The organism is Streptomyces sp. NPDC002209 (genome assembly GCF_042890265.1).
GTDB lineage: Bacteria > Actinomycetota > Actinomycetes > Streptomycetales > Streptomycetaceae > Streptomyces.
This window is the reverse complement of the sequence record NZ_JBIARX010000002.1, coordinates 530,772-557,591: the sequence shown is the minus strand read 5'-3', so window position 1 is coordinate 557,591 and position 26,820 is coordinate 530,772. Positions and strand designations below refer to the sequence as shown.

Annotated in this window: 24 protein-coding genes; 13 read left to right on the top strand and 11 right to left on the bottom strand. The window is 71.0% G+C overall.

Translation table 11 applies throughout. The features are described from left to right. Positions 1-19: 19 nt before the first annotated feature. From ACFYXK_RS07420 to ACFYXK_RS07400, 5 genes are all read right to left on the bottom strand, one after another. Complete coding sequence (locus tag ACFYXK_RS07420; RefSeq protein WP_389410198.1) at positions 20-814, bottom strand: ABC transporter permease; 795 nt, start codon at positions 812-814, stop codon at positions 20-22. Further along, positions 814-1,743, bottom strand: coding sequence for an ABC transporter permease (locus ACFYXK_RS07415; protein ID WP_389410197.1), 930 nt, complete (start codon positions 1,741-1,743; stop codon positions 814-816). Before ACFYXK_RS07415 ends, ACFYXK_RS07420 begins: the two co-directional genes overlap by 1 nt. Continuing rightward, the gene (locus tag ACFYXK_RS07410; protein WP_389410196.1) at positions 1,740-2,891 is read right to left on the bottom strand and encodes an ABC transporter ATP-binding protein; all 1,152 of its coding nucleotides are present in this window, start codon (positions 2,889-2,891) and stop codon (positions 1,740-1,742) included. The genes ACFYXK_RS07415 and ACFYXK_RS07410 overlap by 4 nt, the downstream gene beginning before the upstream one ends. Positions 2,892-2,962: 71 nt before the next feature. Next, positions 2,963-4,213: a spermidine/putrescine ABC transporter substrate-binding protein gene (locus ACFYXK_RS07405; protein ID WP_389410195.1), complete on the bottom strand. Its 1,251-nt coding sequence runs from the start codon at positions 4,211-4,213 to the stop codon at positions 2,963-2,965. Between the two features lie 72 nt (positions 4,214-4,285). Then, positions 4,286-5,803, bottom strand: coding sequence for a gamma-aminobutyraldehyde dehydrogenase (locus tag ACFYXK_RS07400; protein WP_389410194.1), 1,518 nt, complete (start codon positions 5,801-5,803; stop codon positions 4,286-4,288). Between the two features lie 182 nt (positions 5,804-5,985). Here ACFYXK_RS07400 and ACFYXK_RS07395 point away from each other — a divergent pair, with 182 nt between their 5' ends. Then, positions 5,986-6,540 (top strand): NADAR family protein, encoded by a 555-nt coding sequence (locus tag ACFYXK_RS07395; RefSeq protein ID WP_389410193.1) that lies wholly within the window; start codon positions 5,986-5,988, stop codon positions 6,538-6,540. Between the two features lie 477 nt (positions 6,541-7,017). Then, the gene (locus ACFYXK_RS07390; protein ID WP_389410192.1) at positions 7,018-8,613 is read left to right on the top strand and encodes a TROVE domain-containing protein; all 1,596 of its coding nucleotides are present in this window, start codon (positions 7,018-7,020) and stop codon (positions 8,611-8,613) included. 127 nt (positions 8,614-8,740) lie between these two features. Here the strand turns inward: ACFYXK_RS07390 and ACFYXK_RS07385 are convergent, their stop codons facing one another. Further along, a complete protein-coding gene (locus tag ACFYXK_RS07385) occupies positions 8,741-9,409 on the bottom strand; it encodes a DUF4190 domain-containing protein (RefSeq protein ID WP_389410191.1) in 669 nt (222 codons plus the stop codon). Positions 9,410-9,520: 111 nt separating this feature from the next. On the opposite strand from ACFYXK_RS07385, the gene ACFYXK_RS07380 reads away from it, so the two are divergent. The 5 genes from ACFYXK_RS07380 to ACFYXK_RS07360 all read left to right on the top strand — a co-directional run bounded on the left by ACFYXK_RS07380 (position 9,521) and on the right by ACFYXK_RS07360 (position 14,540). Then, a complete protein-coding gene (locus ACFYXK_RS07380; RefSeq protein ID WP_389410190.1) occupies positions 9,521-10,546 on the top strand; it encodes an adenosine deaminase in 1,026 nt (341 codons plus the stop codon). A gap of 22 nt (positions 10,547-10,568) precedes the next feature. Beyond that, entirely contained in the window at positions 10,569-11,276 is a 708-nt protein-coding gene (locus ACFYXK_RS07375) for a glycerophosphodiester phosphodiesterase (RefSeq protein ID WP_389410189.1), read from the top strand. Beyond that, the gene (locus ACFYXK_RS07370) at positions 11,273-12,466 is read left to right on the top strand and encodes a sensor histidine kinase (RefSeq protein ID WP_389410188.1); all 1,194 of its coding nucleotides are present in this window, start codon (positions 11,273-11,275) and stop codon (positions 12,464-12,466) included. Before ACFYXK_RS07375 ends, ACFYXK_RS07370 begins: the two co-directional genes overlap by 4 nt. Next, a complete protein-coding gene (locus ACFYXK_RS07365) occupies positions 12,463-13,188 on the top strand; it encodes a response regulator (protein ID WP_389410187.1) in 726 nt (241 codons plus the stop codon). The genes ACFYXK_RS07370 and ACFYXK_RS07365 overlap by 4 nt, the downstream gene beginning before the upstream one ends. 146 nt (positions 13,189-13,334) lie before the next feature. Continuing rightward, a complete protein-coding gene (locus tag ACFYXK_RS07360) occupies positions 13,335-14,540 on the top strand; it encodes a serine hydrolase domain-containing protein (RefSeq protein ID WP_389410186.1) in 1,206 nt (401 codons plus the stop codon). Here ACFYXK_RS07360 and ACFYXK_RS07355 read toward each other — a convergent pair. The 3 genes from ACFYXK_RS07355 to ACFYXK_RS07345 form a co-directional block, all read right to left on the bottom strand. Further along, positions 14,507-15,007, bottom strand: a complete 501-nt coding sequence (locus tag ACFYXK_RS07355; RefSeq protein WP_389410185.1) for a hypothetical protein — start codon at positions 15,005-15,007, stop codon at positions 14,507-14,509. The genes ACFYXK_RS07360 and ACFYXK_RS07355 overlap by 34 nt on opposite strands. 99 nt (positions 15,008-15,106) lie before the next feature. Next, positions 15,107-16,285, bottom strand: coding sequence for a PotD/PotF family extracellular solute-binding protein (locus tag ACFYXK_RS07350; protein ID WP_389410184.1), 1,179 nt, complete (start codon positions 16,283-16,285; stop codon positions 15,107-15,109). A 105-nt stretch (positions 16,286-16,390) separates the two neighbouring features. Beyond that, on the bottom strand, positions 16,391-17,830 hold the full coding sequence (locus ACFYXK_RS07345; protein ID WP_389410183.1) for a gamma-aminobutyraldehyde dehydrogenase: 1,440 nt from the start codon (positions 17,828-17,830) through the stop codon (positions 16,391-16,393). 169 nt (positions 17,831-17,999) lie between these two features. On the opposite strand from ACFYXK_RS07345, the gene ACFYXK_RS07340 reads away from it, so the two are divergent. From ACFYXK_RS07340 to ACFYXK_RS07315, 6 genes are all read left to right on the top strand, one after another. Then, on the top strand, positions 18,000-18,503 hold the full coding sequence (locus ACFYXK_RS07340) for an Lrp/AsnC family transcriptional regulator (RefSeq protein ID WP_030298396.1): 504 nt from the start codon (positions 18,000-18,002) through the stop codon (positions 18,501-18,503). 3 nt (positions 18,504-18,506) lie between these two features. Beyond that, complete coding sequence (locus tag ACFYXK_RS07335; protein WP_389410182.1) at positions 18,507-19,868, top strand: aspartate aminotransferase family protein; 1,362 nt, start codon at positions 18,507-18,509, stop codon at positions 19,866-19,868. A gap of 184 nt (positions 19,869-20,052) precedes the next feature. Continuing rightward, positions 20,053-20,850, top strand: a complete 798-nt coding sequence (locus tag ACFYXK_RS07330; RefSeq protein WP_389410181.1) for an ABC transporter ATP-binding protein — start codon at positions 20,053-20,055, stop codon at positions 20,848-20,850. Further along, complete coding sequence (locus ACFYXK_RS07325) at positions 20,832-21,905, top strand: hypothetical protein (protein ID WP_389410180.1); 1,074 nt, start codon at positions 20,832-20,834, stop codon at positions 21,903-21,905. Before ACFYXK_RS07330 ends, ACFYXK_RS07325 begins: the two co-directional genes overlap by 19 nt. 26 nt (positions 21,906-21,931) lie before the next feature. After that, positions 21,932-23,023: an LOG family protein gene (locus ACFYXK_RS07320; protein WP_389410179.1), complete on the top strand. Its 1,092-nt coding sequence runs from the start codon at positions 21,932-21,934 to the stop codon at positions 23,021-23,023. Positions 23,024-23,114: 91 nt separating this feature from the next. Then, positions 23,115-24,032 carry a hypothetical protein gene (locus tag ACFYXK_RS07315; RefSeq protein WP_389410178.1) on the top strand — a complete coding sequence of 306 codons (918 nt, stop codon included), beginning with the start codon at positions 23,115-23,117 and terminating at the stop codon, positions 24,030-24,032. An 88-nt stretch (positions 24,033-24,120) separates the two neighbouring features. On the opposite strand, the gene ACFYXK_RS07310 is transcribed toward ACFYXK_RS07315, so the two are convergent. Together ACFYXK_RS07310 and ACFYXK_RS07305 are read right to left on the bottom strand one after the other, a co-directional pair. Next, positions 24,121-25,143, bottom strand: coding sequence for an ABC transporter ATP-binding protein (locus tag ACFYXK_RS07310; RefSeq protein WP_389410177.1), 1,023 nt, complete (start codon positions 25,141-25,143; stop codon positions 24,121-24,123). Continuing rightward, positions 25,143-26,759, bottom strand: coding sequence for an ABC transporter permease (locus tag ACFYXK_RS07305; protein WP_389410253.1), 1,617 nt, complete (start codon positions 26,757-26,759; stop codon positions 25,143-25,145). The genes ACFYXK_RS07310 and ACFYXK_RS07305 overlap by 1 nt, the downstream gene beginning before the upstream one ends. Positions 26,760-26,820 lie beyond the last annotated feature (61 nt).

Below are 26,820 nucleotides of genomic sequence, written 5' to 3'. Positions count from 1 at the left end.
CTTCCAACTCCCTACAGAGTTACTTGGGCTGTGCGTTCTTGCGGCGGTTCCCGACCATCTGGCCGGCGAGCACCACCAGCACCGCGATGACGAACATCGCCGTACCGATGACGTTGATCTGGACAGGCGTACCGCGCTGGGCCGATCCCCACACGAACATGGGGAAGGTGACGGTGTTGCCCGAGTTGAAGTTGGTGATGATGAAGTCGTCGAACGAGAGCGCGAACGAGAGCAGTGCGCCGGCGGCGATACCGGGTGCCGCGATCGGCAGGGTGACCCGTACGAAGGTCTGCACCGGGCCCGCGTAGAGGTCGCGGGCGGCCTCCTCCAGCCGCGGGTCCATCGACAGGACGCGCGCCTTGACTGCGGCGACGACGAAGCTGAGGCAGAACATGACGTGGGCGATCAGGATCGTCCAGAAGCCCAGCTGGATGCCCATGTTGAGGAAGAGGGCGAGCAGCGAGGCCGCCATCACGATCTCGGGCATGGCCATCGGCAGGAAGATCAGCGAGTTGACCGCGCCGCGCGCCCGGAAGCGGTAGCGCACCAGCGCGAAGGCGATGGCCGTACCGAGCACGGTGGCGCCGATGGTGGCCCACACGGCGATCTGGAGCGACAGGGACAGCGAGCCGCACAGGTCGGCGACCCCGCAGGGGTCCTTCCAGGCGTCGAGCGAGAACTCCTGCCAGGCGTAGTTGAACCGCCCGGAAGGGTTGTTGAAGGAGAAGACCGTCACGACGACGTTCGGCAGGATCATGTACGCGAGCGTGCCGAGTCCGAAGATGACGACGAGATTGCGCCGGAGCCAACGCATCAGACCAGGTCCTCCGTCCCCGCTCGGCGGATGTAGATGGTGACCATGATCAGCACGATGGCCATGAGGATGAAGGACAGCGCGGCGGCCGTCGGGTAATCGAGGATGCGCAGGTACTGCGACTGGATGACGTTGCCGATCATCCGGGTGTCCGTGGAGCCGAGCAGCTCGGCGTTCACGTAGTCGCCGCTCGCCGGGATGAAGGTGAGCAGGGTCCCGGAGACCACGCCCGGCATGGAGAGCGGGAAGGTCACCTTGCGGAAGGTCGTGGCGGGGCGGGCGTACAGGTCCCCGGCGGCCTCGTGGAGGCGGGTGTCGATCCGCTCCAGGGAGGTGTAGAGCGGCAGGATCATGAAGGGCAGGAAGTTGTACGTCAGACCGCAGACGACGGCGAGCGGCGTGGCGAGCACCCGCTCCCCCTCGGTCATCCCGAGCCAGCTGGTGACGTCCAGGACGTGCAGGGTGTTGAGGACCTCCACCACCGGGCCGCCGTCGGCCAGGATCGTCTTCCAGGCCAGCGTGCGGATCAGGAAGCTGGTGAAGAACGGCGCGATGACCAGCACCAGCAGCAGGTTGCGCCAGCGGCCCGCCTTGAACGCGATCAGGTAGGCCAGCGGGTACCCGAGCAGCAGGCACAGGACCGTCGCGGTGCCGGCGTACAGCAGGGAGCGCAGGAACTGCGGGTAGTACTCGGTGAAGGCGTCCCAGTAGGTCTGGAAGTGCCAGGTGACCCGGAAGCCCTCTTCGAGGGAGCCGGTCTGCACCGAGGTGGAGGCCTGGTAGATCATCGGCAGGACGAAGAAGACCAGCAGCCACAGGATGCCGGGGAGCAGCAGCCAGTACGGGACCAGCCGCTTGCGCACGGACGGCCTGTGGACCGGGGGTTCGGTGGCGGCCTCGGCCTCCGGTGGCGCGACGGTGGCGGTCATGCGCCCTCCTCGACCGTCTCGATGCCCGCGTCGATGTCTTGAGCGGCGTCCAGGCCGAAGGTGTGCTCGGGGTTCCAGTGCAGGACGACCTCGGCACCGGGGGCCAGGCGGGCGTCGCGCTCGATGTTCTGGACGTACACCTCCAGCTCGGGGCAGACCTGGCTGTCGATGACGAACTGGGTGGAGACGCCGATGAAGGAGGAGGCGGCTATCTTGCCGCGGACCTTGTTGCGGCCGGCCGCGACGGTGTCCTCCTCGTCGGCGTGGACCAGGGATATCTTCTCGGGACGCACCCCGACCAGCAGCTTTCCGCCGGCCTTGGGCGTGGTCGAACATCGGGCCGCGGGCAGGCGCAGCGTGGTCCCGGCCGAGCTGACCACGACATCGGCGCCGCCCGCCTCCAGGACCTCGGCCTCGATCAGGTTGGACGTGCCGAGGAAGTTGGCGACGAAGGTGGTCTTCGGGTTCTCGTACAGCTCGGCGGGGGCGCCCAGCTGCTCGACGCGGCCGCCGTTCATCACGGCGACCGTGTCGGCCATGGTCATGGCCTCCTCCTGGTCGTGCGTGACGTGCACGAAGGTGATGCCGACCTCGGTCTGGATCCGCTTGAGCTCCAGCTGCATCTGGCGGCGCAGCTTGAGGTCGAGGGCGCCGAGGGGCTCGTCGAGGAGCAGTACCTGCGGGTGGTTGATGAGCGCGCGGGCGACGGCCACGCGCTGCTGCTGGCCGCCGGAGAGCTGGTGCGGCTTGCGCTGGGCGAACTGGCCGAGCTCGACCAGCTCGAGCATGTCCTCGACCTGCTTCTTGACGGACTTGATGCCGCGGCGGCGCAGCCCGAAGGCCACGTTCTCGTAGATGTTCAGGTGCGGGAACAGCGCATAGCTCTGGAACACCGTGTTGACGGGGCGCTTGTACGGCGGCAGCTGGGTGACCTCCCGGTCCCCGAGGTGGACCGTACCGGTGGAGGGCTCCTCCAGGCCGGCGATCATGCGCAGGGTGGTGGTCTTCCCGCAGCCCGAGGCGCCGAGCAGGGCGAAGAAGGAGCCCTGGGGGATGGTGAGATCCAGCGGGTGCACGGCGGTGAACGAGCCGTAGTGCTTGCTGATCCCGGCGAGGCGGACGTCGCCGCCCGCGGTCTTGTCAGTCATGGGTCGCGGCCTTCGGTGGTGGTGTCGTCGGAAGGGTGCGGGGCGCGGATGCCGGCACGGGAGGAGGTTGGTCAGGCTCCGATGAGCTTGGCGAACTTCTCCTCGTACGCGGTCTCTTCCTCACTGGTGAGGGAGCGGAAGGCGTGGGCCTTGGCCGCCATCGCCTTGTCCGGAATGATCAAGGGGTTGTCCGCGAGCTCGGGATCGATCTTCGCAAGGTCTTCCTTGACGCCTTCGACCGGGCAGACGTAGCTGATGAACGCGGCCAGCTGGGCGGCGATCGGCGGCTCGTAGTAGAAGTCGATGAGCTTCTCGGCGTTGGCCTTGTGCCGGGCGTGGGCGGGGACCAGCAGGTTGTCGCTGGAGGTGATGTAACCGGGCGCCGGTATCGCGTACTTGATGTCCGGGTTGCCGGCCTGGAGCTGGATGATGTCGCCGGCCCAGGCCAGGCAGGCGGCGAGGTCGCCCTTGTCGAGGTCCGACGTGTAGTCGTTGCCCGTGAAGCGGCGGATCTGCTTGGTGTCCACGCCCTTCTGGAGCCGGCCGATGGCCGCGTCGTAGTCGGCGGTGGTGAAGTTCGCCGGGTCCTTGCCCTGGTCGAGCAGGGTCATGCCCACGGTGTCGCGCATCTCGGTGAGGAAGCCGACGCGGCCCTTGAGGGAGGGGTCGTCGAGCAGCTGCGTGACGGAGTCGACCTTCTTGCCGTCGGTCGCCTTCGCGTTGTAGGCGATGACGGTGTCGATGCCGGTCCAGGGGTAGCTGTAGGAACGGCCCGGGTCCCAGTCGGGGTTGCGGAACTGCGGGATCAGGTTGGCGTAGGCGTGCGGGAGGTGGGAGGGGTCCAGCTTCTGCGCCCAGCCGAGCCGGATGATGCGGGCGGCGAGCCAGTCGGTGACGACGATCAGGTCGCGCCCGGTGTCCTGGCCGGCCGCCAGCTGCGGGCGGACCTTGCCGAAGAACTCGACGTTGTCGTTGATGTCCTCGGTGTACTTGACCTTGATCCCGGTCCGCTTGGCGAACTCCTCCAGCGTGGGGTGGGTCTTCTCGTCCTCGCTGGTGTCCATGTACTCGGTCCAGTTGGAGAAGTTGATCTCCTTCTCCCGGTCCGAGTGGTCGTCGGAGGCGACGGCCGTGTCACCCGCGCGCTTGGCGGGCGGGATGCCGCAGGCGGACAGGGAGGCCAGGCCGCCGAGGGTGAGCGCGCCGACCCCGGAGGCGCGCAGCAGTGAGCGGCGGGTGAGGGCGCCCCGCCCACTGGTGAGGCTGCGCCGCATCGCGGCGAGTTGCGCCGCCGAGAGGCGGTCGGGCTCGTACTGCTCCATGAGCTGCCCTTTCGGGAGGGGTGGCGCCGCTGGTCAGGCGGCCTGCTGCCACTCGGCAAAAGCCGTGGACGGTTAGATGCGGTCCCCGAAGATGGTGCGGTGCCAGTCCTTCTCGGCCACCGCCGTGTTGTCGTACATCACGTGCTTGACCTGCGTGTACTCCTCGAAGGAGTAGGCGCTCATGTCCTTTCCGAAGCCACTCGCCTTGTAGCCGCCGTGGGGCATCTCGCTGATGATCGGAATGTGGTCGTTGACCCAGACGCAGCCCGCCTTGATCTCGCGGGTGGCCCGGCCGGCCCGGTAGACGTCGCGGCTCCAGGCGGAGGCGGCGAGGCCGTACGGGGTGTCGTTGGCCAGCCCGATGCCCTCGTCGTCGGTGTCGAAGGGCAGGACGACGAGGACCGGGCCGAAGATCTCGGACTGGACGACCTCGCTGTCCTGGGCGGCGCCGGAGACGAGGGTGGGCCGGTAGTACGCGCCCTCGGCGAGCTCGCCCCCCGGGATCTCACCGCCGGTGACGACGGTGGCGTAGCCGCGGGCGCGTTCCACGAAGCCGGCGACCCGGTCCCGCTGGGCGTGCGAGACCAGCGGGCCGAGGTCGGTGGCCGGGTCGAAGGGGTCGCCGAGGCGGACGGTGTCCATCAGCTCGGCCACGCGGGCGACGAAGGCGTCGTGCAGGGGGCGCTGGACGTACGCGCGGGTCGCGGCGGTGCAGTCCTGGCCGGTGTTGATCAGGGACGCGGCGACGGCGCCGTGCGCGGCGGCCTCCAGGTCGGCGTCGTCGAAGACCAGGAAGGGCGCCTTGCCGCCGAGCTCCAGGTGGAGCCGCTTGACGGTGGCGGTGGCGATCTCGGCGACCCGCTTGCCGACGGCGGTGGATCCGGTGAAGGAGGTCATGACCACGTCCGGGTGCCCGACCAGGTGCTCGCCCGCGTCCCGGCCGGCGCCGGTGACGATGTTGACCACGCCGTCGGGCAGGCCCGCTTCCTTGGCCGCCTGGGCGAACATCAGGGAGGTGAGCGGAGTCAGCTCGGCGGGCTTGAGGACGATCGTGTTGCCCGCGGCGATCGCCGGGAGGATCTTCCAGGCGGCCATCTGGAGCGGATAGTTCCAGGGCGCGATGGAGCCGACGACCCCGATGGCCTCGCGGCGCACGTAGGAGGTGTGGTCTCCTGAGTACTCAGCTGCCGCCTGCCCCTGCAGATGCCGGGCGGCGCCCGCGAAGAAGGCGGTGTTGTCGATGGTCCCCGGTACGTCGAACTCGGTGGACAGCTTGATCGGCTTGCCGCACTGCAGGGACTCGGCGTACGCGAAGTCCTCCGCCTGCTCGGCCAGTACGGCGGCCAGCCGGTGCAGGGCGTCCGAACGCTCACCGGGAGTGGCCGCGGACCAGGCCGGGAAGGCCCGCTTGGCGGCGGCCACGGCCGCGTCGACGTCGGCAGTGGAGGCGAGCTCGTACGTGAGCACCTCCTCGCCCGTCGCAGGGTTCACGACGGTGTGCGACCGGCCGGAGGTACCGGACCTGAGCTGCCCGTCGATGTACTGCGCGCCGTCTGCGAAGCGGTCCTTGACCTGGAAGCGATTACCCATCACGCTCTCACGCTCTCCGTAGCTTCAGCTCGAATTGAGTGCCGATCCTGGCAGAGGTGTTCCCCACCGCCAAGTGATTCCGTTGTTGCCTTTTGATTACGCGACGGAATCGGTCGACCATGTGTCGAGACACACCCCAAATCCCGTACGAAGTGTCAGTGGCGACTGCCACACTCGCGTGCATGGAGATGATCGACAAGTTGATCGAGCAGGTCAGCCGCGGTGAGCGGGTGAAGTACCTGCCGTTCTGGGGGCACCGGCCGCGTCCTGACGGGACGCTCGGCCCCAGCTGCATGAGCCAGTGGTGGCCCTCGCCGTTCACCGTGGGTGATGTCCGGTACGACACGGCGGAGCACTGGATGATGGCCGGCAAGGCCCGGCTGTTCGGCGACCCCGAGGCGGAGCGCGCGGCGCTGGGGGCGAAGACTCCGGCGGAGGCCAAGAAGGCCGGGCGCCTCGTGCGCGGCTTCGACGACGCGATATGGGAGCGGGAGCGGTTCGCGCTGGTCGTGGAGGGCAGCGTGCACAAGTTCGCGTCGACCCCCCAGCTGCGCGCGTACCTGCTGGGCACGGGGAACCGGGTGCTGGTGGAGGCGAGCCCGATGGACCGCATCTGGGGCATCGGTCTGGCGGCTGACGACGAGCGCGCGCTGGACCCGTCCCGCTGGCGCGGGCTGAACCTGCTGGGCTTCGCCCTGATGGAGGCACGCGACCGGCTGCGCACGGGCGAGGTCTGACCCCGGGGGCGCGGTCCTAAATGCGTGGCGGGCGGGTGAGCAGGCCGCCTAACGTAGGACTCGTCCAGGTGCGAAGGCGAGACCTACTTCCACTCTTAATGGGGCGGTCGCGGGTTCGAGTCCCGTCAGCGGCTTCGTGCCGGTGTAGCTCAGTCGGTAGAGCACCACGTGGTTTCGCCGGCCCGGAACTCTGGACACCTGCGTCACGCACCTCCCGGTGCGCCGTGCTGCGGCTCCTTCTTTCCAAGAATCCCAAGCCGCCGCCACTTTGATCTCGGGAGGCACGCGTGCGGGATGCCCGGTGCGCGGGCGACGGTTACTTCGGGGACCAGGAGGTCGCGGGTTCGAATCCCGCCCGGCTCCGGCCGGTGGAGCAGCTCGGCAGCTCGCCTGGATATAAGTCCGTCGCCGACCCTGATCTCGGGCATCCCGCACGTCACGCCTCCCCCACGTTCCGCTGAATTCGGGGGGATTCACATGGCTCGCTTCAACCTGCGCCGCGCGTCCAGGGCCGCATCCGCGGCCGCCGCGCCCACCTCACCCGTGCGCTCCACCGGCCGCACCGCGAACCACCAGGGCAGCCGCGGCTTCGCCCGCGACCCGCGCTCCGAGCTGTTCCTGCTCGCCGTTGCCAACTTCGTGACGCAGCGGACGTTCTACGAGAGCGCCGAGGCCCGCGACGACCGGTTCTGCGCCCTCGTGCGCCGCCTCGCCGTCGAGGACCCCGCGTGGACCGCCGGTCTGCTCGGCTGGCTGCGCACCGAAGCGAACATGCGGACCGCCTCGCTGGTCGGAGCCGCCGAGTACGTCAAGGCGCGGCTCGACGCCGGAGCCACGGAAGGGCCGTCGAACCGCCAGGTCGTGGACGGCGTGCTGCGGCGCGCGGACGAGCCCGGCGAGCTGCTCGCCTACTGGACGGCTACGTACGGGCGGAACGTGCCCAAGCCGGTCAAGCGCGGTGTCGCGGATGCCGTCCGCCGGCTCTACTCGGGCGCCTCGCTGCTGAAGTACGACACCTCGTCGAAGGGCTTCCGTTTCGGCGACGTGCTGAACCTCGTGCACGCCTCCCCCGATCCCGCCAAGGCCTGGCAGGGCGAGCTGTTCCGGTACGCCCTCGACCGGCGGCACCACCCCGAGACGGCGCAGGTCCCGGCCGGCAACCGCACCCTGGCCGCCCACCGGGAGCTCATGGAGCTCCCGGTCGAGGAGCGCCGGGCCGTGGTCACCGCGCCGGACGCAGCCGAACGGCTCGCCGCCGCGGGCATGACCTGGGAGGCGCTGGCCGGCTGGCTCCAGGGGCCGATGGACGCGGCCGCCTGGGAGGCGGTCATCCCGTCCATGGGCGCGATGGCGCTGCTGCGGAACCTGCGCAACTTCGACCAGGCCGGGGTCTCGGACGCGGTGGCCGCGCAGGTCGCGGCGAAGGTCTGCGACCCGGAGGTCGTCGCCCGGTCCCGGCAGTTCCCGTTCCGCTACCTGGCCGCCTACCAGCACGCGCCCTCGCTGCGCTGGGCGTACCCGCTCGAGCAGGCACTCGGCCACTCGCTGGCCAACGTACCGGCCCTGCCCGGCCGGACGCTGGTCCTCGTGGACCGCTCGGGGTCGATGTGGGCGCCGCTGTCGGACCGCTCGCAGCTCAACCGGGCGGACGCGGCGGCCGTGTTCGGCACGGCGCTGGCGCTGCGCGCCGAGGAGGCGGACCTGGTGCAGTTCGGCACGGACAGCAAGCAGGTCCCCTACGGCCGGGGCGAGTCCGTACTGAAGGTGCTGGAGCGGTTCGAGGACCTCGGCGGCACCTACACCGCCGAGGCGGTGCGGCGGTTCTACAAGGGGCACGACCGGGTCCTGATCGTCACGGACGAGCAGGCGACGTACCGGCACGGCGGCGACCCGACGGCCCTTGTCCCCGACGAGGTCCCGGTCTACACCTGGAACCTGGCCGGATACCGGGCGGGCCACGCGCCCTCCGGGTCCGGGAACCGGCACACCTTCGGCGGGCTCACCGATGCGGCCTTCCGCATGGTGTCCCTGATCGAGGGCGGCCGGGACGCCGACTGGCCGTGGACGGCGTAGGCCCCGGTACGGGCTGACGGACGGACAGACGGCCGGCCGGCCGAACAGGCGGCAGGACGGCACAGGGCCGGGAGCGGGCACGAGCTGCCCGTTCCCGGCCCTGGGCCGTGCAGTGTGTGGCTGTGCGTCAGACGTTCTCGCGGATCCGCGTCGGCGACGCCGGGCCGTCGAAGTCGGAATTCCTCTCCGGGTCACCGAGCAGGACTCCGGCGATCACGAGCGCGATCATCAGAATGCTGATCAGGATGCTGACCGAGCCCAGGATGATGCCGGCCAGTGCCATCGAGCCGTTGTCGGCCTCGCCGCGCCGGGCCTTGCCGCGGCCCAGGGCGCCGAAGATGACCGCCGGGACTCCGAACAGGACGCCCAGGTAGCAGGTGACCACGCCGATGATGCCGAGGACGAGGGCGGTGACCCCGAAGCCGTTGCTCTTCTGCGGATAGGCGGGGTACCCGGGGTATCCCTGATAACCGGGGTATCCCGGGTAGCCGTACGTGGGCTGCGCGGGCGGCGGTCCGGGGTACCCGTAGCCCCCTGGGTCCGGCTGGGCCGGGTACCCGTACGCGGGCGGCGTCGTCGCGGCGGACTCCGGCGTGGGCGCCGGAGCCTGTATCGGATGCGGCCCCGGTATCTGCGCCGGGGGGAGGTCGGCCCCCGGCATCCCCGCGATCGTGGGCTGGTCGTGCACGGACGGCGGACCCGACACGCCCGGTGTGGCCTGCGGTTTGCCGAGTTCCACCGCCGGCCGCTCCGGCGGCGCCCACGGGTCCCTCGGTTCGGGGCTCTGGTCGGTCATGCGGCGCCCCCCTCTCGTACGGCCATGCTAAGCGCTGCCACCGACGGTCCCGGAGCTGCCTACGATGAAGCCCGATCTGTCCGCACCCGCGTCCCTTCCGGAGGCTCCCTCATGCCCGACCTGACCCCCTTCATCGCAGGGCTGCCCAAGGCGGAACTCCATGTCCACCACGTCGGCTCGGCCTCCCCGCGCATCGTCGCCGAACTCGCCTCCCGCCACCCCGACTCCAAGGTCCCCACCGACCCCGCGGCACTCGCCGACTACTTCACGTTCACCGACTTCGCGCACTTCATCGAGGTCTACCTCTCCGTCGTCGACCTGGTCCGCACCCCCGACGACGTACGCACCCTGACCTTCGAAGTCGCCCGCGACATGGCCCGGCAGAACATCCGCTACGCCGAGCTGACCATCACCCCGTACTCCTCCACCCGCCGCGGCATCGACGAGAAGGCCTTCATGGAGGCCATCGAGGACGCCCGCAAGGCCGCCGAGACCGAACTCGGCGTCATCCTGCGCTGGTGCTTCGACATCCCGGGCGAGGCCGGCCTGGAGGCCGCCGCCGAGACCGCGCGCCTCGCCGTCGAACTGCGCCCGGAGGGCCTGGTCTCCTTCGGCCTCGGCGGCCCCGAGATCGGCGTCCCGCGCCCGCAGTTCAAGCCGTACTTCGACGCCGCACGGGCCGCGGGCCTGCACAGCGTGCCGCACGCCGGCGAGACCACCGGCCCGGAGACCATCTGGGACTCGATCCGCGACCTCGGCGCCGAGCGCATCGGCCACGGCACGAGCGCCACCCAGGACCCGGAGCTCCTCGCGTACCTCGCCGAGCACCGGATCGCGCTCGAGGTCTGCCCGACCTCCAACATCGCCACGCGCGCGGTGACCGACCTGGACCGGCACCCCGTCAAGGAGATGGTGCAGGCGGGCGTGCTCGTCACCATCAACAGCGACGACCCGCCGATGTTCGGCTCGGACCTCAACAACGAGTACGCGGTGGCCGCGCGGCTGCTCGACCTCGACGAGCGCGGGCTCGCACAACTGGCCAAGAACGCCGTCGAGGCCTCCTTCCTGGACGAGGCCGGCAAGGCGAAGATCAGCGCGGAGATCGACACGTACACCGAGGCCTGGCTGGCGCGCTGACGGACTGCGCGGAACGCCGACAATGGCGGTCATGCGCACTCTGACTGCCGTAGGCCACCGCGGAGATCCCTACCGTGTCCGCGAGAACACCCTGCCCTCCATCCGCTCGGCCTTCGCACGCGGAGCGGACGCGGTCGAGATCGACGTACGGCTGACCCGCGACGGGGAACCGGTGCTGCTCCACGACGAGACGCTCCAGCGGCTGTGGGGCCATGACGTGCGGCTCGACGCCGTCACGGCCCCGCAGCTCGAGGAGTTGACGGAGGGTGGGATCCCGACGCTCCGCGAGGCACTGACGGCTGCGGGTGCGGGCCGGGTGATGATCGACCTGCCCGGTGCGACGACCGAATCCGTACGGACGGTCGTCGGCCAGGTCCGGGAATGCGGGGCGCGCGAGCGCACGTACTACTGCGCGGGGCCGGACACCATGCTGGCCGTGCGCGCCGCCGATCCGGGCGCCGAGATCGCGCTGACGTGGACCACGCTGGCGCCGCCGCGCCGGGTGCTGATCGACGCGGTGGCGCCGACCTGGCTCAACTACCGCTTCGGGCTGGTGGACCGGGAACTGACGGACGCCCTGCACCGGGACGGCCTGCTCGTCTCGGCCTGGACGGCGGACACCAGGCGGACGATGCGCAGGCTGATCGCGGCCGGGGTGGACTCCGTCACCACCAACCGGGTGGACGCGCTGGCCGGCGTGCGGGCCGAGTTCGGGCTGCCCGGCCGGTGATACGCGTCTGGGGGGAGCGGATCCGGGGGGCGGATCCACGGTGGCAGGACCTGGGGCTGACGCTGCTGGTGCAGGTGGCGACGACGATTCCGTTCGTCGTGCCCCGTGATCCGCTGGATTCGCCGGCCACCTGGCCGGCGTACCTGCTGACCACGCTGGGCAATGTGCCGCTGGTGTGGCGGCGGCGTGCGCCCGTGTGGGCGATCTTCGGGATGGTCGCGGCCGGCTCGCTCTACACGCTGGCGCTGGACGGCCCCGGGCAGCCCCTGCCGTACGCCCCGCTGATCGGCGTGTACACGATGGCCCTCCTGTGCCCGGCCCGGGTGCGGATCACGATGGGCGTGACGCTGGCGGGGCTGATCCTCGCCTCGGTGGCGCTCAACACCGGGACGGCCAGGGAGCTGCTGTTCGCACTGTTCGTCTTCGCGGCGGCGTATGCGCTAGGGCGGCTCCAGCACACCCGCCAGGCCTACACGGCGGCCATCGAGGCGCGGGCCGCCGAGCTGGAACGGGCGAACCGGATCGAGGCGGAGCAGGCGGCGGCGCGCGAGCGGGCCCGGATCGCGCGGGAGATGCACGACATCCTCTCCCACGCGGTCAGCATCATGATCGTGCAGGCGGAGGCCGGTCCGGTCGCGGTGCGCAGGGCCCCGGAGCGGGCGGAGGCGGCCTTCGACGCGATCGCCGAGACGGGGCGGGACGCGATGGCGCAGCTGCGGACGATGCTGGGGGTGCTGCGGGCGGACGGTGCGGCGCAGGCGGCTCCGCGCACGCCGCAGCCCGGGATCGAGGAGCTGCCGGGGCTGCTGGAGCGGGTCCGGGGCAGCGGGCCGCAGGTGTCGTACGAGCGGACGGGTGCGGTGCGCGCACTGCCCGCGGCGCTGGAGGCGACGGTGCACCGGGTGGTGCAGGAGGCGCTGACGAACGTGGTGAAGCACGCCGGGGCCTCGGCGGTGTCCGTACGGCTGGAGTACGGGACGCAGTCGCTCGCGGTGACGGTGACGGACGACGGGCGGGGCCCGGGGGCGGGAGCTGCCGGCGGCGGGCACGGTGGCGGGCACGGTCTGATCGGGATCCGGGAGCGGGCGGCGGCGCACGGCGGTACGGCGCAGTACGGTCCGGGCCCCGGTGGCCTGGGGTTCTCGGTGCGCGTCGTGCTAGTAACCTCGCCGCTGGAGGTGGGGCGTTGACGATCCGTGTGGTGGTGGCCGACGACCAGGAGCTGGTGCGCAGCGGCTTCGCGATGATCCTGGACGCGCAGGAGGACATCGAGGTCGTCGCGGAGGTCGGGGACGGCGCGGCGGCGGTGGCGGCGGTGCGGGAGCTGGGGCCGGACGTGGCGCTGCTGGACATCCGGATGCCGGTGCTCGACGGCATCGGGGCGTGCCGGACGATCTCGGCCGGGACCTCGTGCCGGACGGTGATGCTGACGACCTTCGACTCGGACGAGTACGTGTACGAGGCGCTGCACGCGGGGGCGAGCGGGTTCCTGCTGAAGGACGTGCGGCGGGACGACCTGGTGCATGCCGTACGGGTGGTCGCGGCGGGCGATTCGCTGCTGGCGCCTTCGGTGGCGCGGCGGCTGATCGAGGAGTACACGGCGGCGACGGCGCGGCCTGCGGCCGCGGGGTCGCCGCCCGCGCAGCGGCTGGAGGTGCTGACGGCGCGGGAGCGGGAGACGCTGCTGCACCTGGGGCGGGGATTGTCGAATGCGGAGATCGCTGCCGCGCTGGTGGTGAGTGAGCACACGGTGAAGTCGCACGTGGGCCATGTGCTGGCGAAGCTGGGGCTGCGGGACCGGATCCAGGCGGTGATCTGCGCGTACGAGACGGGCCTGATCGCGGCCGGGAGCGGGGCGGGGACGGGGGCCGGGAGCGGGGCCGGCTCTGGGGTATCTCCCTCTGGGGAGTGAGGAGCCGGTGGCCGTATCCCTCGCGCCGGTGAGTTGTCGTACCGGTGAAGACCCCTCTTGGTGGTGATCCGCGAACACCCCTCTGAGCTGCAGCATTGAGTCATCGGGGCCGCTGGGGCCCGGATGGTTCACAGGGGGTTGCCACCATGAAGGCCCGTACGCGCACACTGATCGCCGCTGCTCTGGTCCTGGGCATCGCGGCCGGACCGGCCGTCGCCCATGCCGCCCCGGCGCCTGCGCCGGTGTCCGCGGGCGTGTCGGCGCCGCCCGTCTTCACGACCCCGCCCGACGCGGCGGCGCTGCGGAAGGCGATCGCCGGGGTCGGTCCGGACAGCAAGGATGCGACGGCCGCTCTGGTCCGGGTGGGCGGTACGAGCGGGCGCTGGGTGGGCAGTTCCGGCGTGGCCGATGTCCGCACCGGACGCAAGGCGCTCGATGGCGCCCGGTTCCGGGCGGGTTCGGTGACCAAGACCTTCACCGCAGCGGTGGTGCTCCAGCTGGCGGCCGAGGGCAGGGTCGATCTGGACGAGCCGGTGCAGCAGTACCTGCCGGGGCTGCTGCCTGCCGGCCCGAAGGGCTTCGAGCCCATCAGCGTGCGGCAGTTGCTGAACTACACGAGCGGAATCCAGCCGGCGGAGGGCCCGGGAGACTCGTTCGAGGCGCAGTACGCCCACCGGTTCGATGTGGTCGACCCGCATGCACTGATCGCCGAAGCGGTGGCGAAGGGGCCCGAGTTCCGGCCGGGCGAGAAGCAGCACTACCTCAACATCGACTACACGGTCCTGGGCGTGCTGATCGAGAAGCTGACCGGGACGACGTACGAGCAGGCCCTGTCCGCCAGGATCCTCAAGCCGCTGGGTCTGCACCACACTTCGGTTCCGTCGCGTCGGGAGAACCGGATACCGGGGCCGCACCACCACGGCTACCAGGCGGTGCAGAAGCCCGGCGGCGGGACCTCGCTGGTCGATGTGACCGAGTGGAACTCCTCGTCCAACTGGGCTGCCGGGGACCTGATATCGACCACGGCGGACCTGGAGAAGTTCACCGAGGCCCTGTTCGCCGGCCGGGTGGTGCCGAAGCCGCAGCTGGAGGAGATGTTCACGGTGCCCGCGGTGTCGGACTTCGAGTCCGGGAAGGAGGCCGTGCAGACCGCGGGGATGAAGCGGTTCGTCCTGCCGGACGGCACGACGGTCTACGGCAAGACGGGCTCCCGGTACGGCTACAGCACCGTGATCGGCGGGGCGCGCGATCTCTCGCGCACCCTCGTCTACTCGGTCAACTCCACCGACGCCAAGGGCCAGGACATGAACAAGGTGGCCTACGGGATCGTCGCGGCGGCCTTCGCCAGGTAGCCGTCGGACGGCATCGCCTCGAGGCGCTTGATCATGCGGCGGAGCACCAGCAGGGGTATGACCCCGAAGACGCCGAACGACATGTCGATGACGCTCCACCCGAAGGGGATGCCCCGGATGGGGCCGCAGATCAGGGCCAGCGGGATCACGCCGGCGCAGGCGATCATGCCGGCTTCGACGATCCAGATGTTGCGGACGGGGTCGCGGTGGACTCCGTAGAAGAAGACGGCGATCACCAGGTGGGCGAAGGCGAGCCAGTCGGTGCCGTAGAGGAGGAAGGGATGGTCGGTGTCGGCCCGGTCCAGCCCTTCCCCCACCCGCCGCAGCCATGTGTGGGACACGAGGGAGTTGGCCCAGTGCAATTCGCTGACCAGGGGGAAGGCGGTGATACCGCTGAGCACGAGGCAGACGGTGAACAGGACCAGCCAGGCACGGATCCGCCGCTGAAGGGCGCTTCTCTCGCTCATGGAAGGAAGCGTACGCCTGTTTCTGAACACGTTCAGCCAAATCTCTGAACGTGTTCAGTTCTGTGGCGGGACCGTGATCATTCGGCTCCGCGAGGTCGCTCAGAGACCGACGATGGCGTTCCAGCGCTGGGCGAGGGAGCGGCGCTCGGCCGAGGAGATGTCCCGGGCCACGACGAGGCGCTTGCGCATCTCCCCGTCGGGGAAGATCAGCGGATTCTCGGCGAGTGCGGCGGTCTCCTTGTCGTCGGAGCCGGCCAGCACCTCGCGGGCGGCCGGGACCGGGCAGACGTAGTTGACGGCGGCGGCGAGCTCGGCGGCCACCTCCGGGGCGTAGTAGTAGTCGACCAGGGCCTCGGCGTTGGCCTTGTGCCGGGCCAGGTTGGGGACGAGCAGGCTCTCCGCCCAGAGCTCGGCGCCCTCCTCCGGGACCACGAACTCGATGTCGGGGTTGTCGGCCCGGAGCTGGATGGCGTCGCCGGAGTACGCCTGACAGGCCAGGACGTCGCCCTTGCTCAGGTCGGAGGTGTAGTCGTTGCCGGTGAAGCGGCGGATGTGCTTCTTCTTCACCATGTCCTGCACCCGGTCGCACATCCGGTGGAAGTCGGACTCGGTCCACCGGGTGACGTCCACGCCGTCACCCTGCATCAGCAGGGCGAAGGACTCGTCGAGACCGGAGAAGAGGGTGACCTTGCCCGCCAGGTCCGGGTGCCACAGGTCCTTGACGGACTTGATCTCCCGGCCCAGCGCCTTGCGGTTGTAGGCGATGCCGGTGATCCCGGACTGCCACGGGACGGTGTGCAGGCGGCCCTCGTCGAAGGCGGGGGACCGCAGCTGCGGGTCCAGGTGGGCGGCCACGTTGGGCTGCGCCGACCGGTCCATCTTCTGGGCCCAGCCCAGGTGGACGAAGCGGGCGGCCATCCAGTCGCTGACCACCACCAGGTCGTGGCCGGTCTCCTGGCGGTTCATCAGGGCCGGGCTGACCTTGCCGAAGAACTCGTCGTTGTCGTTGATCTCCTCGGTGTACCGGACCTCGATGCCGGTCTTCTCCGAGAAGGCGTCCAGCGTGGGACGGCGTTCCTCGTCCTCGTCGTCGGTGTCGATGTACAGCGGCCAGTTGGAGAAGGCGACCTTCTTGTCCCGGTCGGAGCGGTCCGGGCCTCCCCGGCGGTCCTCGGGGACGTAGGCGGCGGGCACGCCGCAGCCGGCGAGGGCCGCGAACAGGCCGGCGGCACCGAGGCCGCGCAGTGCCGCGCGGCGGGAGAAGGCGAGTTCAGGCATGGGGAAAGCCTCAGGGGAACAGGAGAGGGCGGGCAATAGACACATTGTCTACTGCCCGCCCTCTCAAGCTCCTTCGGTGATCGATGCGATCTCCGCGGAGAGCGATCAGCCGTCGAGCGAGGTCATCACGTGCTTGATGCGGGTGTAGTCCTCGAAGCCGTAGGCGGAGAGGTCCTTGCCGTAGCCGGACTTCTTGAAGCCGCCGTGGGGCATCTCGGCGACGAGCGGGATGTGGGTGTTGATCCACACGCAGCCGAAGTCGAGGTTCTTGGACATCCGCATCGCGCGGCCGTGGTCCTTGGTCCACACGGAGGAGGCGAGGGCGAACTCGACGCCGTTCGCGAACTCCAGGGCCTGGGCCTCGTCCGTGAAGGACTGGACGGTGATGACGGGGCCGAAGACCTCGTTCTGGATGATCTCGTCGTCCTGCTTGAGGCCCGAGACCACGGTCGGGGCGTAGAAGTAGCCCTTCTCGCCGACCTGGTGGCCGCCCGCCTCGACCTTGGCGTGCGCCGGGAGGCGCTCGATGAAGCCCGCGACCTGCTTGAGCTGGTTCGGGTTGTTCAGCGGGCCGTAGAGCACGTCCTCGTCGTCCGGCTGGCCGGTCTTGGTGTCGGCCGCGGCCTTGGCGAGGGCGCTCACGAACTCGTCGTGGATGGACTCGTGCACGAGCACACGGGTCGCGGCGGTGCAGTCCTGGCCGGCGTTGAAGTAGCCGGCGACGGCGATGTCCTCGACGGCCTTCGCGATGTCGGCGTCCTGGAAGACCACGACCGGGGCCTTGCCGCCGAGCTCCAGGTGGACGCGCTTGACGTCCTTCGAGGCGCTCTCGGCGACCTGCATGCCCGCGCGCACCGAGCCGGTGATGGAGGCCATCGCCGGGGTGGAGTGCTCGACCATGGCCTTGCCGGTCTCACGGTCACCGCAGATGACGTTGAAGACGCCCTTGGGCAGGACCGAGTCGATGATCTCGGCCATCAGGACGGTGGATGCCGGGGTGGTGTCCGAGGGCTTGAGCACCACGGTGTTGCCCGCGGCGATGGCCGGGGCGAACTTCCACACGGCCATCATCATCGGGTAGTTCCACGGCGCGACCTGGGCGCACACGCCGACCGGCTCGCGGCGGATGATCGAGGTCATCCCGTCCATGTACTCGCCGGCCGAGCGGCCCTCGAGCAGGCGGGCCGCACCCGCGAAGAAGCGGATCTGGTCCACCATCGGCGGCAGCTCCTCGCTGGCCGTCAGGCCCAGCGGCTTGCCGGTGTTCTCCGACTCGGCGGCCACGAGCTCCTCCGCGCGCGCCTCGAAGGCGTCCGCGATCTTGAGCAGGGCCTTCTGCCGCTCGGAGGGGGTGGTGTCGCGCCAGCCCGGGAAGGCGGCCGCGGCAGCGGCCATGGCGGCGTCGACATCGGCCTGGCCGGACAGCGGGGCGGTGGCGTACACCTCGCCGGTGGCGGGGTTGACCACCTCGGTGGTCCGCCCGTCGGCGGCGTCCTTGAACTCTCCGCCGATGTAGTTGCGCAGACGACGCAGTTCGGTGGTCACTCCAGCCACACTCCTGATCACATGTCCAACGATTGAGACGAATCCCAATTCTAGCCCCTAGGCGGACGCTTTCGGCAGGGCCAGACGCCACGAACTACGAAATCAGTGAGATCGAAGTCCCGAGACAACGGATTTCATCGATTCCGTCTTGCGGAACAGACGACTCCTCGTGCACAGTGAGGTCGTGGTCAGTCGAAGCGCAGATTCCAGGAACAGACAACCGTCCCCTTCGGTCGATGCTGTGTCCCTGGCGATCATCGAGCAACTGCAGGAGGACGGGCGCCGTCCGTACGCGGCGATCGGCAAGGCCGTCGGCCTGTCGGAGGCGGCTGTGCGCCAGCGCGTGCAGAAGCTGCTCGACCAGGGCGTCATGCAGATCGTCGCCGTCACCGACCCGCTCACCGTGGGCCTGCGGCGCCAGGCCATGGTCGGCATCAACGTCGAGGGAGACCTCGACCCGGTGGCCGACGCACTGACCCAGATGGCCGAGTGCGAGTACGTGGTCATGACCGCGGGCTCGTTCGACCTGATGGTGGAGATCGTCTGCGAGGACGACGACCACCTGCTGGAGACGATCAACAAGAAGATCCGCGCGCTCCCCGGCGTGCGATCAACCGAAAGCTTCGTTTATCTGAAGCTGAAGAAGCAGACCTACATGTGGGGAACTCGATAGCCCGTGAGCCAGGACCTCTCCAAGACCGCGTACGACCACCTGTGGATGCACTTCACCCGCATGTCGTCGTACGAGAACTCCCCCGTCCCCACCATCGTGCGGGGTGAGGGCACCTACATCTTCGACGACAAGGGCAAGCGCTACCTGGACGGTCTCGCCGGACTGTTCGTGGTCAACGCCGGTCACGGCCGCAAGGAACTGGCCGAGGTCGCCTACAAGCAGGCCCAGGAACTCGCGTTCTTCCCCATCTGGTCGTACGCGCACCCCCAGGCCGTCGAACTGGCCGAGCGCCTCGCCGGCTACGCCCCCGGCGACCTGAACAAGGTCTTCTTCACCACCGGCGGCGGCGAGGCCGTCGAGACCGCGTGGAAGCTCGCCAAGCAGTACTTCAAGCTGCAGGGCAAGCACACCAAGTACAAGGTCATCTCCCGCGCGGTCGCCTACCACGGCACCCCGCAGGGCGCCCTGTCCATCACTGGTCTGCCGGCCCTGAAGGCCCCCTTCGAGCCGCTGGTCCCGGGCGCGCACAAGGTGCCGAACACCAACATCTACCGCGCCCCGATCTACGGTGACGACCCCGAGGCCTTCGGCCGCTGGTGCGCCGACCAGATCGAGCAGGAGATCCTGTTCGAGGGCGCCGACACCGTCGCCGCCGTCTTCCTCGAGCCGGTGCAGAACGCCGGCGGCTGCTTCCCGCCGCCGCCCGGGTACTTCCAGCGGGTCCGCGAGATCTGCGACGAGTACGACGTGCTGCTCGTCTCCGACGAGACGATCTGCGCCTTCGGCCGCCTCGGCACGATGTTCGCCTGTGACAAGTTCGACTACATCCCGGACATGATCACCTGCGCCAAGGGCATGACCTCGGGTTACTCCCCGATCGGTGCCTGCATCGTCTCGGACCGCATCGCCGAGCCGTTCTACAAGGGCGGCAACACCTTCCTGCACGGCTACACCTTCGGCGGACACCCGGTGTCCTCCGCGGTGGCGCTCGCCAACCTCGACATCTTCGACAAGGAAGGCCTCAACCAGCACGTGCTGGACAACGAGGACGCCTTCTTCTCGACGCTGAAGAAGCTGCACGACCTGCCCATCGTCGGCGACGTCCGCGGCAACGGCTTCTTCTACGGCATCGAGCTCGTCAAGGACAAGGTCACCAAGGAGTCCTTCACGGACGAGGAGACCGAGCGCGTGCTCTACGGCTTCCTCTCCAAGGCGCTCTTCGAGAACGGCCTGTACTGCCGTGCCGACGACCGTGGCGACCCGGTCATCCAGCTGGCCCCGCCGCTGATCGCGGACCAGGGCACCTTCGACGAGATCGAGGGCATCCTGCGCTCGGTGCTCACCGAGGCGTGGACCAAGCTCTAACCAGCAGCACGGCGAAGCGGCAAAGAGCAGCAAACAGTCCGAACCACACGGCCCGGATCCCTCCGTTCGAGTGAGAACGCGGGGGTCCGGGCCGCGTGCTGTCGCCATCCAAGACGTTCATCTCTTTACATCTCAGTGCGGCGCCAGTGACCGAACCGGTTCCGCTTCGTTCCCCCGGACGGAGGTGTACGCCATGGTGGCTCCACCGGACAACGCCCCACCGGACAATGACGTCCTCTGGGCACGGTCCGTTCACTACTCCCACTGGGGGTCCCCCCGGACGAAGTCCGGCGGAGGTTCACCCGGCCTCATCGGGGTCTCGGTCGGCGTCCGCGAGGGCGAGATCCTGGCCCTGACCGGCCCGCGCGGCAGCGGGAAGACCACGCTGCTGCGCTGCCTGGCCGGGCACGTGGTGCCCGAGCAGGGCGAGATCTGGTTCAACAGCGTGCCCGTCCACACCATGGCCGCGCCGGCCCGCGAGCGGCTGCGCCGCGACCGGTTCGGCTGGATCGGCCCCGATCCCCTGCTGCTGCCCGAGCTCAAGGTCTGGGAGAACGCCGCCCTGCCCCTGCTCATCGCCGGCGCCTCCCACCGCACCGCCAAGGCCGCCGCCTGCGAATGGCTGGACCGCCTCGACATCGGCGGCTTCGCCCGCAAGCGCCCGCGCGCCCTGACCCGCGCCGAATCCCAGCGGGTCGCCCTCGCCCGGGCCCTGGTCAACGAGCCCGCAGTGGTCTTCGCCGACGAACCCACCGCCCCGCTGCACCGCGCCGAGCGCGCCCTGCTGCTCCGTACGCTCACCACCGCGGCCCGCTCGCACGGGATCACCGTGGTGCTGGCCACGCACGACGAGGAGACCGCGGCCGTCGCCGACCGCCGGGTCGCGCTGCTCGACGGCCGCCCCGCCGGGACCGCGGGCGCCGTCGGCGGACCGTCCGACGAGACCCCGGAGGGCCAGGCCGCGTGCTCGCTCTCCGCCTAGCCCGCGGCTCCCGCCCGCTCGTCCAGCTGCGCCGGCTGCTGGTCGCCGCCGCCTGCGCCGGCACCGGCTTCCTCCTGCTGTACGTGCTCGCCGAGGCCACCGCCCGGCCTGCCGGATCGTTCCCGCGCCTGCTGTGGGCCCTGGTCCCGCTCGCCGTCACCGTGCAGTTCGCGGTCGCCGTCGCCCGGACGGACCCCGCGACCCGGCCCCGCGAGGGGATGGACGCCGTCGGGCTGGGCCCCGTACGGCTCACCCTCGCCGCGGCGGTCTCCACCGCCGTCTCGTGCACCCTGGGCAGCGCCCTGGCCCTGGCCGCCTTCCTCCACCTGCGGGGCGACCTCACCGGCCTGCCCTTCGACGGAGCCGGGGCCCGATTGCTGCACGCCGACCGGCCGTTGCCCGCGGCGGCCGCCCTCACCCTGCTGGCCCTCGTCCCGCTGGCCGCCTCCGCCGCCACGGCCCTCGCCCTGCGCCCGCACCCGCCGCTGGCCCCGCAGACCGGGCTGCCCTGGGGCATCGCGCTCACCGCCTGCGGACTGGCGGTCGAGGCCTGCACGGGCCTCGGCGGCGTCGGCATGCCGGCCGGCTGGGCACTCACCGCCGTCGGGCTCTCCCTCGCGGGCCCGGGCCTGGCCTACGCCTGCGGGGCCCTGGTGCAGGCGGTCCGCCCGGGCGCCGTGCGGCTGCTGGCCGGGCGCACCCTCCAGGAGGAGGCTCCGCGGCTGGGCCGTCCGCTCGGGCTGCTGTGCGCCGTCGGCGCGGGCGCCCTCACCGCCGCGGCCCTGCGCGACCGGGGCGGCTTCCCCGTCCCGCTGGGCCCGCTGACCGGGCCGGCCTTCGCCCTGGTGGTGCTGTGCGCCGCCGCGACCCTGCTCACCTGCGCCACGGAGGTCCGCCAGGGCCGCTGCGACACCCGCGCGACCCTGCGCGACCTGGGCACTACGGGCACGGTCCTGCGTACGGCCGCGACCCTGCGGGCCACCGCGCTGATGGCCGGGTGCGTACCGGTGGTGTGGGGTGTGGCGCAGCTGACGTCGCTGGCGTTGACCCGCTGACACAGGCAGCCCTTAGGGTGGGCCGAATGGTCAACGCAGACATCGAGATCGAGACGCTCGCCGAATTCGACCAGGTCGTGGCCCGCGGCTCGCTCAGCGGCTACCGGATCCAGTCGGTCAACCTGCTGGAGCGCACGTTCGCCCTGCTGTCCGCCGACACCTCCACTGCCGTCTTCCTGGGCTGCGCGATGGAGCCCGACGCATCGGCCAAGGTGCGCGCGGACGGCGCGCTCGTCTTCCCGCCGGTGCCGGACCTGCCCTTCAACCCGTACCGCGGCCTGCTGTACAGCCCCGACGAGCTGTTCGCGGGGCTGTCCGCCGGCTACGAGGCCACCCCTGACGCCCAGTCGTACGCCTGGTTCCAGGAGACCAAGGCGGACGGCGACGTCTTCTCCTCGATGCTGCGGTCCGTCCACGACGACGCCATCTCCGACGCTCTGGACGAGCACCTCGCCGGCGCCCGGGTGGTCGGTGTCATGGGCGGCCACGCGATGGCCCGCGGCGGCCCGGACTACCGGGGCGCGGCCGAACTCGGCCGGGAGCTGACCCGGTCCGGGCTGACGGTGGCCACCGGCGGCGGCCCCGGCGCGATGGAGGCCGCCAACCTCGGCGCCTACCTGGCCCCGGCCCCGGACCACGCCCTGGCCCAGGCGCTGGAGATCCTGGCCAAGGCCCCGTCCTTCGCGCCCTCGGTGTCCGACTGGGCGCAGGCGGCGTTCGCCGTACGGGACCGCTGGCCCGGCGGCGGCGACTCGGTGGGCATCCCGACCTGGTTCTACGGGCACGAGCCGCCGAACGCCTTCGCCGGCCACGTCGCCAAGTACTTCGCGAACGCCACCCGGGAGGACGGGCTGCTCGCCCGGTCGAACGCGGGTGTGGTCTTCCTCCCGGGCGCCGCGGGCACCCTGCAGGAGATCTTCGACAACGCGACGCCGAACTACTACGGGTCGCGGGGCGAGCCGACCCCGATGGTGCTGGTCGGGCCTACGCACTGGACCGAGCACCTGCCCGCGTGGCCGCTGCTCCGGGCGCTGGCGCGCGGCCGTGCGATGGAGTCCCGGATCGCGCTGGTCGACTCGGTGGCCGAGGTACCCGACGTACTCGCTTCCATGAAGTGAGTGGCGGACCGAGGCAACTTCCCGGCCCGATCGCACGTCTGCCATAGGTAATCAAAGTGCAAAACCCTGCCAGACGTGAACGGAGCCCTCGGTGCTCATAGGCCTGCTGACCGCGATCGCGGCATCCATCTGCTACGGCACGGGGTCCGTCCTGCAAGCCGTCGGCTCGCGCAGGGCGGCCCGGATGTCCCCGGCCGCCGCCGGGGTGACCGCGCACGGCGGCCCGAACCTCTCGTCCACCGCGAAGGCGGCGATGACGTGGGAGTTCATCGTCGGCACCATCCTGGACTTCGTCGGTTTCGGACTGGGCGCGCTCGCCGCCCGGCTGCTGCCGCTGTTCCTCTCCCAGACGGTGATCAGCGCCAACCTGGTGATCACCGCCGTGCTGAGCGTGAAGATGCTGGGCATCCGGCTGACCCGCAAGGAATGGACGTCGATCGGGGTCGTCTGCGCGGCGCTGGTGCTGCTGGCGACGGCGGCGGGCCACGAGGGCGGCCACCACGCCCCGATGTCCACGCACTGGTGGCTGTTCGCCGTGACCCTGCTGATCATCGCGGGCGGCACGGTCGCGGTCCGCCTCCTGGGCGCCCGGGCCGCGATCCTGGCGGGCCTGCTGTCGGGCCTGGCCTTCGGTGCGCTCGGCGTCGGCGTCCGGATCCTCGACGGGATCGACCCGTTCGACCTGGGCGAGCTGCTCGCCGACCCGGCCCTCTACGCCATCCTGCTGGCCGGCGTGGGCGGCATGTACCTGCACACGGTCGCCCTCCAGATCGGCTCGGTGAACGGCGCGACGGCCGCGCTGGTGGTCGGCGAGACCGTCCTGCCGGGTGCGATCGGGGTCCTGTGGCTGGGCGACGCGTCGCGGCCGGGCCTGGCATGGCTGGCGGTGCTCGGCTTCGTCCTGGCCGTCGCGGGCGCGGTGGCCGTCGCCTGGTACGGCAACCACGACGCCCCGGAAGCCCCCGCGCAGGCCCCCGCCCCGGCCGAATCCAGCCCCGCCGGCGTGTGAGGACCCTCCGGGCGCAGTCCGGGTGGAGCACCTCCCGGCGGTAGCCGGGGGGCGGCAGGGCCGGTGGGGAACCGGCCCCGCACGGCCCTCACCCCGCCGGGAGGACGACCACCTCGGACGGGGTGAAGGACACCGCGACCCGGTCCCCCACCGCCGGGGCACCGGCCAGCCCGCACTCCGCCTCCAGCTCCGGCCCCGCCTCCGGCCGCAGCCGCAGCGCCACGTGCGTGCCGCGGAACGTCCGCGCGAGCACCTCGCAGCGCAGCCCGGCAGCCGCCGGCACCACCCCGGCCGGCCGGATCAGGATCCGCCGCTCCCCCTCCGGCGACCCGGCCGGCACCTGCACCTTCCCCCACGCCGTGGCCGCGGCCCCGCCCACCACCGTCGCCGGGACCACGTTCTCGAACCCGAGGAACCGCGCCACGAACTCCGAGGCCGGCCGCTGCCACACCTCCAGCGGGGTCCCGGCCTGCGCGATCCGCCCGTCCTGCATCACCACCACCCGGTCGGCCAGGGCGAAGGCCTCCCCCTGGTCGTGGGTGACGGCCAGCACCGTGGTCCCCAGCCGGGAGAACAGCCCCCGCAGCTCCACCACCAGCCGCTCGCGCAACCCACGGTCCAGCTGTCCCAGCGGTTCGTCCAGCATCAGCAGCCGCGGCGAGGGGGCCAGTGCCCGGGCCAGGGCGACCCGTTGCTGCTCACCGCCCGAGAGGGAGGACACGGACCGGCGCTGGGCCCCGGGCAGCCCGACCAGCTCCAGCAGTTCCGCGACCCGAGCCTCGCAGGACCCCCGGCCGGAGCCCCCCATGCGCAGCCCGAACGCGACGTTGCCGCCCACGTCCCGGTGCGGGAACAGCTGGTGGTCCTGGAACATCAGGCCGACCCCGCGCCGGTGCACCGGCACCCGCACCTGGTCCGCGCCGCCGAGCAGGACCCGCCCGGCGGAGACCGGCTGGAGCCCGGCGACGACCCGCAGCAGGGTGGACTTGCCGCTCCCGCTCGGCCCGAGCACGCACACGATCTCGTGCTCGGCGACCTCCAGGTCGACCGCGTCGACGACGGCACGCTCGCCGAAGCGGACCGACACCCCGGCCAGTTCGAGCAACGTCATCAGAACTCTCCCGAGGTCTTGTCGGGGCGCAGCCGCTCCAGCACCAGCAGGGACACCGCGCACACCAGCATCAGAATCGTGCTCAGGGCCATCGCCTGCCCGTAGTTGAGCTCACCGGCCCGCCCCAGCAACCGCGCCACGGCCACCGGCAGCGTCGGACGGTCGGGCCGCGCGATGAAGACGGTCGCGCCGAACTCCCCCAGCGAGACGGCGAAGGCGAACCCGGCCGCGATCAGCAGTGCCCGCCGCACCAGCGGCAGGTCCACCTCCCGCCAGGCCCGCAGCGGGGACGCCCCGAGCACGGCGGCGGCCTCGCGCAGCCGCCCGTCGACCGCGCGCAGCACCGGCAGCATCGTCCGTACGACGAACGGCACGCCCACCAGCGCCTGGGCCAGCGGCACCAGGATCCACGAGGTCCGCAGGTCCAGCGGCGGCTCGTCCAGGGTGATCAGGAAGCCGAAGCCGACGGTGACCGCCGAAACACCCAGCGGAAGCATCAGCAGCGCATCGAACCCGCGCACGAACCGCCCCCCGCGCCGGGTCAGTGCCGCGGCCGCGAGCCCCCCGATGAGCAGGGCGATGGCGGTGGCGGCGAGCGCGTACTGCAAGGAGTTCCAGATCGCCTCCAGCGGGGGCACCAGGAACGTTCCGCCACCGGCGCCCGCGTCCTGGAGCGCCCGGTAGAAGCGCAACCCGTACCCGCCGGGGCCGTCGAAGGACCGTTCCACCAGCACCAGCAGCGGGGCCACGATCAGCAGCGCCACCGTCAGCAGCACCCCGCCCAGCAGGGCGCGCTGCCCCGGCCCGCTCGGCCGGTGTGCGGTCCGCGCCGGGTCCACCAGCCGCAGCGCCGTCTCGCGCCTGCGCACGGTCCAGGCATGAATGCCGAGGATGAGTCCGACCGCCACGAACTGCACCATCGTGAGGACGGCGGCCGTCGACAGGTCCAGCAGCTGCGCGGTCTGCCGGTAGACCTCCACCTCGAGGGTGGCGTACGAGGGCCCGCCCAGGATCTGCACGACGCCGAAGGAGGTGAAGGTGAACAGGAACACCATCAGCGAGGCGGCGGCCACGGCCGGCCCGAGCGCGGGCAGCGTCACCCGCCGCCAGGCGGCGAACCGCCCGGCGCCCAGCACCCGGGCGGCCTCCTCCTGGCGCGGGTCGAGCTGCGCCCAGAGTCCGCCGACCGTCCGTACGACGACGGCGTAGTTGAAGAAGACGTGCGCGAGCAGGATCGCCCACACGGTGGTGTCCAGCCGGACGCCCCACAGCTCGTCCAGCAGCCCGCCCCGCCCGACCAGTGCCAGGAAGGCCGTGCCGACCACCACGGTCGGCAGCACGAACGGGACCGTGACCACCGCACGCAGCAGTTGTTTGCCGGGGAACTCGAAGCGCGCGAAGACGTACGCGCCGGGGAGCGCGATCAGGAGCGTGAGCGCCGTGGACGCGAGCGCCTGCCAGGTGGTGAACCAGAGCACGTCGGCGATGTCGGGCCGGCTCAGCACCTCGCCGATGCGGCCGAACTGCCAGCCCTCGTCGGTCTTGATCCCGCGGCCGACGATCGCGGCGACGGGATAGGCGAAGAACAGCCCGAAGAAGGCGAGCGGTACGGCCATCAGGGCGAGCCTGACGGCCGTACCGCGTACGCCCTCCTTCGCAGGAGTGCCCTCGCGTGCG